The following is an 11,888-nucleotide window of genomic DNA, read 5'->3' as shown; positions in this document are numbered from 1 at the left end:
GGCGGGTTCAAGCTGCTATTGCAACGTTGATTTCGTTTCGTAGTGTCTCACTCGGGGTGAGGAATCCGAGGGTCTTGCGGGGGCGTGTGTTCAGGAGGTGCTGCATGGTGGCGAGGTCGGTGTCGGTGACCTCGTTGAAGTTCGTGCCCTTGGGGTAGAAGTCCCGGATCAGCCCGTTGAGGTTCTCGTTGCTCCCGCGCTGCCAGGGGGAATGCGGGTCGCAGAAGAACACCGGGCAGCCGGTGCGGACGGTGAACGCCTTGTGCTGGGCCATCTCGGCGCCCTGGTCCCAGGTGATCGTGGTGAACAGCGCCCCGGGGAGGGAACCGATCATGGCCTGCAGCCGGGTGATCACGGTCTCGCTGTCCCGGTGCCCGGGCAGCCGCCCGATCAGCGCGAACCGGCTGCGCCGTTCCACGAGCGTCACGATGCCGGAGTTACCGGGCCCGACCACGAGATCACCTTCCCAGTGACCGGGAACGGCACGGTCGGCGGCCTGGGCGGGACGCGCGGACAACCGCGCCCCCTCCAGCCAGGGACGCCCGTTACGGGCCGGGAGCTGGGAACGGGGCTTACGGCTGGTGCGTCCCGACCGCAGCGCCTTCTGCACGGTCAGCTCGTGACGTAACGCGCCCTTGCCCTGCACGTAGAGGGCTTGATAGATCGTCTCGTGCGACACGCGCATCTCCGGCCGGTCGGGGAAGTCGATCACCAGTCTCGCGCTGACCTGGACCGGGGACCACTTCTGGTTCAGCCTCTCCGCGACCGCTGCCCGCAGCACCGGGCCGGCCAGCTTCCCCGGCCGGGACCGGGACCGCGCTTTCACCGCCTGGTAGTGCGCGACGCCCGCGTGGTAGTGCTGCTCCTTGCCGGTCACGTGACGGCCGTGACCATGCTCCACCCGGTGCCGGGCGATCTCCCGGGACACCGTCGAGGCAGATACCCCCAGATGACTGGCGATCCGCCGGATCGGCCAGGACCCCGCCCCGGCAAGCGCGGCCTCGATGAACGCCCGGTCCGCCAGGGTCAGCCGCCGGTACCTGCGCCCGGGAACCGGGCCGGGCGCGCCCGTACCCACCAGCACGACCCCGCCCCCGCTACGCGGCGCATTGAATGTCATACCCGCGATCCTGGACCAGTTCTTCACCGTCGACGCACTGACACCATGCACCACAGCAACATCCCCCGCCCGGCCACCCTCCAGCACGCTCGAGTACACCGCCGCCCGCACCCGCCACTCATACCTCTGACCCACCACAACCTCCACACACCCGGTGTTGCAATAGCCCCCTGAAGCCGCCGGGTCTGCACGGCAGAACGCGCCAACCAAGCCGCGCGAGCGTGCCGACCAAGACGCAGCGCGGCGCACCGACCTCTGCCGCGGCAGAACGCGCCAACCAAAGCATCGCGCGCGCCGGCGAACACCAGAACGCAACGACCGGATGCCGGCGGCGGCCAGGGATGCCGCTCAGTTCGAGGTGTAGCCGACCAACAGCCCGCCGGTCACCTTCACCATGACGTTGTAGATGCCGGCGACGACGGCGCCGAGCACGGTCACGACGATGAGGTTGAGGATCGACACGATGGCCGCGAACGCCATCACCTGCGGCAGGCTCAGGAACGACGCGATCGAGAAGCTGCCGTCGGTGAACGCCACGAAGAACTCGTCGAGCTTGCCGAGCAGGCCCGTCGTCTGCAGCACCATGTAGATCAGGAACACAGCGACCACGTTCACGATCGCGAGGGCCACCGCGGCCAGGAACGACAGCTTCACGGCGGACCAGAAGTCCACGTACACGAGCCGCAGGCGCACCTGCTTCTCACTGGTCCTGCTCGACGACTTCTTCGCGAGCTTGTCGGCTACCGTGCTCATTCGTCCTGGTTACTCTCTTCGGGGCTGATCGGCGTGGTGGGATCGGCGTCGTTCGGGTCAGCACCATCGTCGACGGATGCCTCGGCCAGTCCCCGCTCGCCGTTGCGGGCGATCGCGAGGATGCGATCGTCGTCATCGGGCCGGGCGAAGACGACACCCATCGTGTCGCGCCCCTTGGCGGGCACCTCGGCCACGGCAGAGCGTACCACCTTGCCACTGGCAAGAACCACCAAGACCTCGTCGTCCTCCGAGACGATCAGCGACCCCGCCAGGTCGCCCCGGTCCTCGTTGAGCTTGGCGACCTTGATCCCCAGCCCGCCGCGCCCCTGGGTGCGGTACTCCGACAGCGACGTGCGCTTGGCGTACCCGCCCTCGGTGACGACGAAGACGAAGCCGTCGCCCGCGGCGACCGACGCGGTCAGCAGGCTGTCGCCCTCCCGGAACGACATGCCCTTCACACCCTCGGTCGAGCGGCCCATCGGACGCAGCGACTCCTCGGTCGCGGCGAACCGCAGCGACATCCCGTGCCGGCTCACCAGCAGGATCTCTTCGTCGTCGTCGACCAGCAGGGCGCTCACGACCTCATCGCCGCCGTCCTCGTCGCCGCCGTGCTGACGCAGCTTGATCGCGATGACCCCGCCCTGGCGATTGGTGTCGAACTCGGTGAGCCGCGTCTTCTTCACCAGGCCCCCACGGGTGGCGAGCACCAGATAGGTCGCCGCGCTGTAGTCGCGGATGTCGAGGATCTGCGCGATCTCCTCCCCCGGCTGCAGCGCCAGCAGGTTCGCGACGTGCTGGCCCTTGGCGTCGCGCCCCGCCTCGGGGACCTCGTACGCCTTCGCCCGGTAGACCCTGCCCTTGGTCGTGAAGAACAGCAGCCAGTGGTGGGTGGTGGTGACGAAGAAGTGCTCGACGACGTCGTCCGCGCGCAGCTGTGCGCCCTTGACGCCCTTGCCCCCGCGGTGCTGCGAGCGGTAGTTGTCGCTGCGCGTGCGCTTGATGTAGCCCTCGCGCGTGACGGTGACGACCATCTCCTCCTCGGGGATGAGGTCCTCGATCGACATGTCGCCGTCGAAGCCGGGCAGGATGTGCGTGCGGCGCTCGTCGCCGTACTTGGCGACGATCTCGGTCAGCTCGTCGCGGATGATCGCGCGCTGGCGGCCCTGGTCGGCGAGAATGTCGTTGTAGTCGGCGATGCGGGCCTCGAGCTCGGTCGCCTCGTCGACGATCTTCTGGCGCTCCAGCGCCGCGAGGCGCCGCAGCTGCATGTCGAGGATCGCCTGGGCCTGCACCTCGTCGATGTCGAGCAAGCGCTGCAGTCCGCTGTTGGCCTCGGCCACCGTCGGCGAGCGCCGGATCAGCGCTATCACCTCGTCGAGCGCGTCGAGCGCCTTGAGATAGCCGCGGAGGATGTGCATGCGCTCCTCGGCCTTGCGCAGGCGGAAGGCCGTGCGGCGCACGATGACGTTCACCTGGTGGTCGATCCAGTGCGTCACGAACCCGTCCAGGGCGAGCGTGCGCGGCACGCCGTCGACGATCGCGAGCATGTTCGCGCCAAAGTTCTCCTGCAGCTGGGTGTGCTTGTACAGGTTGTTGAGCACGACCTTGGCGACGGCATCCCGCTTCAGCACGATCACGAGCCGCTGACCGGTGCGGTCGCTCGTCTCGTCGCGGATGTCGGCGATGCCGGTGATCTTGCCGTCGCGCGCGAGATCGCGGATCTTCACCGCCACGTTGTCGGGGTTGACCTGGTAGGGGAGCTCGGTGACCACGAGGCATGTGCGGCCCTGGATCTCCTCCACGTCGACCACCGCGCGCATCGTGATCGAGCCGCGTCCGGTCCGATACGCGTCACGGATGCCGCGGGTGCCGAGGATCTGGGCCGCGGTCGGGAAGTCGGGCCCGTGGATGCGCGACATGAGCGCTTCGAGGAGCTCTTCGCGCGTGGCATCCGGGTTCTCCAGCGACCACAGCGCGCCGTCGGCGACCTCGCGCAGGTTGTGCGGCGGGATGTTCGTGGCCATGCCGACGGCGATGCCCACCGAGCCGTTCACGAGCAGGTTCGGGAAGCGTGCGGGCAGCACGACCGGCTCCTGCGTGCGACCGTCGTAGTTGTCCTCGAAGTCGACGGTGTCCTCGTCGATGTCCCGGACCATCTCCATGGCCAGCTGGGCCATCTTCGTCTCGGTGTACCGCGGGGCGGCGGCGCCCTGATTGCCGGGCGAGCCGAAGTTGCCCTGACCGTCGGCGAGCGGATACCGCAGCGACCACGGCTGCACGAGCCGCACGAGCGCGTCGTAGATCGGGGAGTCGCCGTGCGGGTGGAACTGCCCCATGACCTCGCCGACGACGCGCGCGCACTTCGAGTACGCCTTGTCGGGGCGGAACCCGCCGTCGTACATGCCGTAGATGACGCGCCGGTGCACCGGCTTCAGGCCGTCCTCGACCCGCGGCAGCGCGCGGCCCACGATGACGCTCATCGCGTAGTCGAGATAGCTCCGCTGCATCTCGGCCTGCAGATCGACCTGGTCGATGTTGCCGTGCACGTAGCCGGCGGTCGGGTCGGGGCGTTCTTCGTCAGTCATGTGCTCTCGTCTTCTTCGTCATGCGGATGCCGTTGTCGTGATGTGGATGCCGGGGGTACCGGGCTCAGGGGTGCTCATCGTTGAGGGCTACCGGGCTCCGGGATGCTCTTCTCCGGACAAGAGCGGGGACCCCGCCGCTTCGCGGCACCCCGATTGTCCGGAGATGAGCATCCCTCCGCCCTCACGTCCGACGGCTGGCGATGTGGCATCCATTCGTTCATCGGGGTCAGATGTCCAGGAAGCGGACATCCTTGGCGTTGCGCTGGATGAACCCGCGCCGCGACTCGACGTCCTCCCCCATCAGCACCGAGAAGATCTCGTCGGCGGCGGCCGCGTCATCGATCGTGACCTGCTTGAGCGTGCGCGTCTCGGGGTCCATCGTGGTCTCCCACAGCTCCTTCGGGTTCATCTCGCCCAGACCCTTGTAGCGCTGCACGCCGCTGTCCTTCGGGATGCGCTTGCCGGAGGCGAGCCCGTCGGCCATGAGCGCGTCGCGCTCACGGTCGCTGAACACGTACTCGTGCTCGGCGTTCGACCACTTCAGCCGGTACAGCGGGGGCTGGGCGAGGTAGACGTAGCCCTCCTCGATGAGCCCGCGCATGTACCGGAACAGCAGGGTCAGCAGCAGCGTCGTGATGTGCTGGCCGTCGACGTCGGCATCGGCCATGAGCACGATCTTGTGGTACCGGGCCTTCTCGACGGAGAAGTCCTCGCCGATGCCGGTGCCGAAGGCCGAGATCATCGCCTGGATCTCGTTGTTGCCGAGCGCGCGATCGAGCCGCGCCTTCTCGACGTTGAGGATCTTGCCGCGCAGCGACAGGATCGCCTGCCGCTCAGGGTCTCGACCCCGCACGGCCGAGCCCCCCGCCGAATCCCCCTCGACGAGGAAGATCTCGCTGATCGAGGGGTCCTTGCTGGTGCAGTCCTTGAGCTTGTCGGGCATGGATGCCGACTCGAACACGCTCTTGCGGCGCGCGGTCTCGCGGGCCTTGCGTGCGGCCAGGCGCGCGGTGGCGGCGTCGATCGCCTTGCGGACGACGTTCTTCGCCTGCGCCGGGTTGCGGTCGAACCAGTCGCCGAGCCGATCGCCGACGACCTTCTGGACGAACGCCTTCGCCTCGGTGTTGCCGAGCTTGGTCTTGGTCTGCCCCTCGAACTGCGGCTCGGACAGCTTCACCGAGATGACGGCGGTGAGCCCCTCGCGGATGTCGTCGCCGGTGAGGTTGTCGTCGCGGTCCTTGAGCAGACCCTGCGCGCGGGCGTACTTGTTCACGAGCGCGGTGAGCGCCGCGCGGAACCCCTCCTCGTGCGTGCCGCCCTCGTGCGTGTTGATCGTGTTGGCGAAGGTGAACACGTTCTCGGTGTAGCTCGTGGTCCACTGCATCGCCATCTCCATCGCGATCGAGCGGCCGGCATCCTCCGACTCGAAGTCGATGACGTCGGCGTTGACGACGTCGGCCTTACGCAGCCGGTTGAGGTACTCGACGTAGTCGACGAGCCCCCGCCGGTACAGGAAATCGTCGTGCGGCTGCACGGTCACCGACGTGCCGTCCTCACCGTCGACCACGTACGCCGAATGCGGTCGCTGATCGCTCAGCGCGATCCGCAGCCCCTTGTTGAGGAACGCCTGCTGCTGGAACCTCGTCCGCAGCGTGTCGTAGTCGAACTCGACGGTCTCGAAGATCTCAGGGTCTGGCCAGAAGGTGATCGTCGTGCCGGTCTCGTCGCTGGTCTCACCCCGCTGCAACGGGCCGTCCGGCACCCCGCCGGCACGGAACGACTGTCGCCACACGAAGCCCTGACGACGGATCTCCACCTCGAACCGCGCCGACAGCGCGTTCACGACCGACGAGCCGACCCCGTGCAGGCCGCCGGAGACCGCGTAGCCGCCCCCGCCGAACTTGCCGCCGGCGTGCAGCACCGTCAGCACGACCTCGACGGTCGATTTGGTCGGGTCCGAGGCGTGCGGGTCGACCGGGATGCCGCGACCGTTGTCGACCACGCGGACCGCACCGTCCTCGAGGATCGTCACCTCGATGGTGTCGCAGTGGCCGGCGAGCGCCTCATCGACCGAGTTGTCGACGATCTCGTAGACGAGGTGGTGCAGGCCCCGCTCACCGGTCGAGCCGATGTACATGCCGGGCCGCTTGCGCACGGCCTCGAGGCCTTCGAGCACCTGGATGGTGTCGGCCCCGTAGTCGTTCGACACCTTGCTGACGGAACGCTGTTCGGGTTCCTCGGGAACGTTGTCGGCGGTGTCTGACGTCATAGGTTCCGAGCGCTCCAGATTCGTGCTTTGCAGGGGTTACCAGTCTAGTCGGCTGGAGCTGTCGCTTTCTCGCTCTCCGGCGCTGTAGCGCGATGAAATCCGTCCGGATGCCACGAACCTGGGGTCACCCGTAGGTATCGCGAGGACCACGCCCTGGAACGGCTCTGCGACCCCATTTCCAGGAGGGGACGTCCGGGCCGACGAACCGCACCGTGTGCACCCCCGCGTCGGGAAACCGGCGGACGATCTCGGTCACGATCGTCGCTCGCATGAGGTGAAGGTTCTTGGCCCACGCGGTCGAGTCGCACTGCACCGTGAGCACGCCGTCGCCGAGCGCCACCGGAGTCGCGTGCCGAGCGGTCTCGGCGCCGGCGACCTCCTCCCACTGCCGGACGAGGTCCTCTCGGGCCAGTTGGGGCTCCCAGCCCGCCTGCCGGGTGAGGTCGGCGAGCACCTCGCCGACGCCGCGCGGGTCGCGGCCGGAGGTGAAGGGCTGGCTCTCGTCGTCGTCGCGTCGCGCCCTCCGCTTGCGCCGCCCGCGCGCAGAGGGCTCCAGGCCGCGCAGGCGCAGGTAGGTCGCGATCGTCTCGGGCGGCCCGAGCGGCTCGCTGTGCTCACCCATCGACGTCCTCGCGGATCGTGCCGGCCTCCACGCGCACGGTGCGGGCTCGCAGAGCTGCGGGCACGTCCTCCTCGACGGCCGCGGTCACGATCACCTGCTCGTACCCGGCGACCAGCCCCGCAAGCCGCGCCCGCCGATCGGCATCGAGCTCGGCGAACACATCGTCGAGGATCAGCACCGGGTCGCCCAGCTGCGACTGCGCACGCAGCAGCTCCGCCGACGCCAGCCGCAGCGCGAGCGCGACCGACCACGACTCGCCGTGCGACGCGTATCCCTTGACCGGCAGGCCGCGCACCCGCAGCACGAGGTCGTCGCGGTGCGGGCCGACGAGGGTGAGGCCGCGCTCCAGCTCGAGCGGGCGCTTCGCCTCGAGCGCGGTGCGGAAGAGCTGCTCGATCGCGGATGCCTCGGCCGCCGTCGCGGGGCCGTCGGCCTCCTCGGGATCGGCACCGCCCACGGTGAGCGCCCAGTCCAGTCGCGGGCGATGATCGGCGCCCGCGATCGCCGCGTAGGCCTGGGCCACGGGCCCGGCCAGCTCGCCCGCCAGGGCGAGCCTGGCACGGATCACCTCGGAGCCCAGTCGCACGAGCTTGTCGTCCCACACGTCGAGCGTGGCGAGTGCCTCGCCGCGGATGCCGCGCGCTCGCGCGGACTTCAGGAGTGCGGTGCGCTGCCTGAGCACACGCTCGTAGTCGCCGAGCACGCCGGCCAGCCGGGGAGTGCGCTGGATCAGCAGCTGATCGGCGAACCGGCGTCGGCCGGACGGATCGCCGCGCACGATCTGCAGGTCCTCTGGCGCGAACAGCACGACCTGCGCGTAACGCGGCAGCTCTGCCGTGCGCACCGGTGAGCCGTTCACGCGCGCCTTGTTCGACCCGGAGCGATTCAGTTGGGTCTCGAGCAGGACGTGGCGGTCGCGCTGGGCGAACCGGGCCCGGACGACCGCGGCATCCGCCCCGTCGCGCACCATCGGCGCGTCCTGCGACACGCGGTGCGAGCCGAGCGTGGCGAAATAGGCGATCGCCTCGGCCAGATTCGTCTTGCCCTGACCGTTGCGCCCCACGAAGAGATTGGCGCCCGCCCCCAGCGTCACGTCGGCCGCCGCATAGTTGCGGAAGTCGACGAGACTGAGCCGCTCCACGATCACCCTGTCACCCTACGTCGAGCCGATGACACCCGTCCCCCTCACTGTCGGCGACACCTTCCTGAGATGGCGCCAGAACGTCGCGCCGCAATGGCTACGGCTCCAGGCGACGGCGCCACTTCCCTGCGATGGCGCCACATATTCGTATAGGCCGAAGCAGGAAACTGTGGCCGAAGCACGGCACACGCCGACCACCAGGTGACGGCGCACACGGGGCCGGCGCACACGGGGCCATGGTGCAAGCGGATGCCGGGGCGATGACTCGCGCGGCACGGAACGGGGACCGGGTGCCGGCCTCAGCGCAGCAGCAGGTTCGGCTGCAGCAGGTACTTGAAGCTCTCCACGCCGCCGGAGGTCTGCGGCGTGATGAGCACCGGGCTCAGCTTATTGGCGTTCTCGCTCGAGGTGAACGTGATGCGGGTGAACTCGCTGCGCACGGCTCCGAGCGCCTCCAGCAGGTACTGCGGGTTCAGGCCGAGGGTGACCTCGTCTCCGGCCAGGGTGGCGTCGACAGATTCGGTCGCACGCGCCTGCTCGGTGCCCGAGGCATCCATCGACACGCCCTCGGCCGTGAAGGTGAACCGCAGCGGCGCCGATCGGTCGAGCACGAGCGACACGCGGCGCACCGCCTCGGTGAGCTCGCCGGTGTTCACGACCGCGTGGTGGTCGTTCTGAGCGGGGAAAAGCCGGCGCACGGGCGGGAAGTTGCCCTTGATCAGCAGCGACGTCACCGTCTTGTTGCCCGCGGTGAACGCGATGATCTCGCGGTCGCCCGATCCGGAGAAGGCGATGGAGATCTCGCCGGAGTGCGCGAAGGTCTTGCCGACCTCGGTGAGCGTGCGGGCCGGGACCAGCGCGGTCGTGGTGGCGGTCTCGTCCGCCACTCCCCCGCCGTCCCACGCGATGTCGCGCAGCGCGACGCGGTAGCGGTCGGTCGCCACCAGGCTCAGCTCGGTGCCGGCGACCTCCAGCTGCACCCCGGTGAGCACCGGGGTGACGTCGTCGCGCGACGCAGCGAAGGCGACCTGCGCGATCGCGGTCGCGAAGTCCTCCGCTGGAACTACGCCCGACCGGCCGCTCACCTCGGGGATCGCCGGGTACTCCTGCACCGGCATCGAGGCGAGCGTGAACCGCGCCGATCCGCAGCTGAGCAGGATCGCCCCGTCGTCGTCGACCTCCACCTGGACCGGTGCGTTCGGGAGCCGGCTGGCGATCTCGGAGAGCAGGCGCCCGTGCACGAGGATCGTGCCGGGATCGTCGACCGTCGCCTCGATCGTCGTGCGGGCGGATGCCTCGTAGTCGAACGCCGCGAGGGAGAGGCCCTCCTCCGACGCCTCGACCAGCACGCCGGCCAGGATCGGCTGCGGATTGCGCTGCGGCAGGAGCTTGACGACGAACGACACGGCCTCGCTGAACACATCGCGATTGACGTGGAACTTCACTTCGGCTCCCTTGACGGTGTGCGGGATTCCCATGCTAGTGCCCTCCCTGCACCGAACCCGGGCCCGCCGTGGCGATCCCGCACCGCTCGAGGTGATCGAATTCCCTTTCTCTCCTTCTGTCTCTGTCATAGTCATCTCCCCCGTGGAAACTGTGGACGGGCGGGCGAGTTCTCAGTGCGGGAGCGGGAACCACACGCGTGTAAGTTGTGGGCGGCCTGCGGATGACCTCGGGAGGTGTCGGCGTCGGGGGCAGCGCGCTGTCCACAGGGTCGTGGAATCCGTACACATCAATCCGAAAGCCGTGGGAAGTTATCCACAACTTGTTCACACTGTGCAGAACGCGCGACGACGCCGCGTCCGGGGGTCGGACGCGGCGTGGGGAAAGGGCTTTCAGCGGGCGGTGCGGCCCAGTAGTGCGGTGATCTCGGTCACCTGGTTGTAGATCGAGCGCCGCTCCTTCATGAGCTGGCTGATCTTCTTGTACGCGTACATGACGGTCGTGTGGTCGCGGTTGCCGAACAGCTGCCCGATCTTCGGCAGTGACAGGCTCGTGCGCTCCCGGCACAGGTACATCGCGATCTGACGGGCCGAGGCCACGGCCTGCGACCTGCTCGATCCGTAGAGGTCGTCGACCGACAGCCGGAAGTAGTGGGCGGTGGTGGAGATGATGTCGGCCGGCGAGACGACGTTCATGTCGTCCTGGGCGACGATGTCGCGCAGGACGGTCTGAGCCAGCGCGATGTCGAGGTGCGCGCGGTTGAGGCTGGCATATGCCGACACGCGTATGAGTGCGCCCTCGAGCTCCCGGATGTTCGACGAGACCTTCGTGGCGATGTACTCCAGCACCTCGTCCGGCACGAGGAGTCGCTCGCTCTGCGCCTTCTTTCGGAGGATCGCGATGCGGGTCTCGAGGTCGGGCGCCTGCACGTCGGTGATCAGGCCCCACTCGAAGCGACTGCGCATGCGGTCCTCAAAGCCGGTGAGCAGGCGCGGCTGCACGTCGCTGGTGATCACGACCTGCTTGTCATGGTCGTGCAGCTGATTGAACGTGTGGAAGAACGCCTCCTGCGTCTCGGCACGTCCCTGCAGGAACTGGATGTCGTCGATGAGGAGGATGTCGACGTCTCGGTACCGCGCCTGGAACGCGGCGCCGCGGTTGTTCGCGATCGAGTTGATGAAGTCGTTCGTGAACTCCTCGCTGGAGACGTAGCGCACCCGGACGCCGGTGTACAGGTGCTGGGCGTAGTCGCCGATGGCGTGCAGCAGATGCGTCTTGCCGAGCCCGGAGTCGCCGTAGATGAACAGCGGGCTGTATGCCTTGGCGGGAGCCTCTGCCACGGCCACGGCGGCCGCGTGCGCGAAGCGGTTGGACTGGCCGATCACGAAGTTGTCGAACGTGTACTTGGGGTTCAGACGCGTGTCCTGACGCGAGGCCATCGAGACGGGCTCCGGGGGATCCTCCGGCCGGGGGCGCGACGTGGACGCCGGCGCGCCGAACCTCGTCGGCGGGTCGGATGGTGCGGAACGAAGCGGCTGGTGCTCTGAGAGCTCCGGGTTGACGACCACCCGGAACGACGACACCGGAGGATCGGACTCGACGGCCGCGAGCGCCTCCATGATGGGACTGCGCAGTCGTTTGTCGAGCTGCGCCTTGGTGAGGTCGTTGGGGACGTCGAGGAACAGCATCCCTGCGCCGGTGACCCCTTGGGCGACAGCGAGACTGAGGAAGCCCTGCATCTGCGGGGTGACCCGCTCGTCGTCGGCGAGCGTGCGAAGCGCGGCAGACCACACCGGCACCTCCGGCAGCTCGTGTTCCGACATGTCCCCCCCGGGTCTCTGGGTGTCCTGCGTCGTCGAACGGCGGACTGCGGTCGCGGCAGTGGAGAACCGCCCGTGACACGCTAGTCATCGCGTGACGCGCAAGCAAAATCCACTGTACGACCGGGCCGCGTG

The 11,888-nt window shown here is 68.5% G+C and carries 8 protein-coding genes; all 8 read right to left on the bottom strand.

Annotation, left to right across the window (positions count from 1 at the left end):
- Positions 1-7: 7 nt before the first annotated feature.
- A complete protein-coding gene (locus QM641_RS08635) occupies positions 8-1,231 on the bottom strand; it encodes an IS30 family transposase (protein WP_415115478.1) in 1,224 nt (407 codons plus the stop codon).
- Positions 1,232-1,468: 237 nt separating this feature from the next.
- Positions 1,469-1,873, bottom strand: coding sequence for a DUF3566 domain-containing protein (locus QM641_RS08630; protein ID WP_415115476.1), 405 nt, complete (start codon positions 1,871-1,873; stop codon positions 1,469-1,471).
- Positions 1,870-4,458: a DNA gyrase subunit A gene (gene gyrA, locus QM641_RS08625; protein ID WP_415115474.1), complete on the bottom strand. Its 2,589-nt coding sequence runs from the start codon at positions 4,456-4,458 to the stop codon at positions 1,870-1,872. Before gyrA ends, QM641_RS08630 begins: the two co-directional genes overlap by 4 nt.
- 226 nt (positions 4,459-4,684) lie before the next feature.
- Positions 4,685-6,727: a DNA topoisomerase (ATP-hydrolyzing) subunit B gene (gyrB, locus tag QM641_RS08620; RefSeq protein ID WP_415115472.1), complete on the bottom strand. Its 2,043-nt coding sequence runs from the start codon at positions 6,725-6,727 to the stop codon at positions 4,685-4,687.
- 124 nt (positions 6,728-6,851) lie between these two features.
- Entirely contained in the window at positions 6,852-7,349 is a 498-nt protein-coding gene (locus QM641_RS08615) for a DUF721 domain-containing protein (protein ID WP_415115470.1), read from the bottom strand.
- Positions 7,342-8,496 (bottom strand): DNA replication/repair protein RecF, encoded by a 1,155-nt coding sequence (gene recF, locus QM641_RS08610; protein WP_415115468.1) that lies wholly within the window; start codon positions 8,494-8,496, stop codon positions 7,342-7,344. Before recF ends, QM641_RS08615 begins: the two co-directional genes overlap by 8 nt.
- A 293-nt stretch (positions 8,497-8,789) precedes the next feature.
- Complete coding sequence (gene dnaN, locus QM641_RS08605; protein ID WP_415115480.1) at positions 8,790-9,935, bottom strand: DNA polymerase III subunit beta; 1,146 nt, start codon at positions 9,933-9,935, stop codon at positions 8,790-8,792.
- A 390-nt stretch (positions 9,936-10,325) separates the two neighbouring features.
- Entirely contained in the window at positions 10,326-11,756 is a 1,431-nt protein-coding gene (gene dnaA / locus QM641_RS08600; protein WP_415115466.1) for a chromosomal replication initiator protein DnaA, read from the bottom strand.
- Positions 11,757-11,888: the final 132 nt, after the last annotated feature.

Source organism: Microbacterium sp., assembly GCF_047605725.1.
Taxonomy (GTDB): Bacteria; Actinomycetota; Actinomycetes; order Actinomycetales; family Microbacteriaceae; genus Microbacterium.
This window is presented reverse-complemented; position numbering and strand designations above follow the sequence as displayed.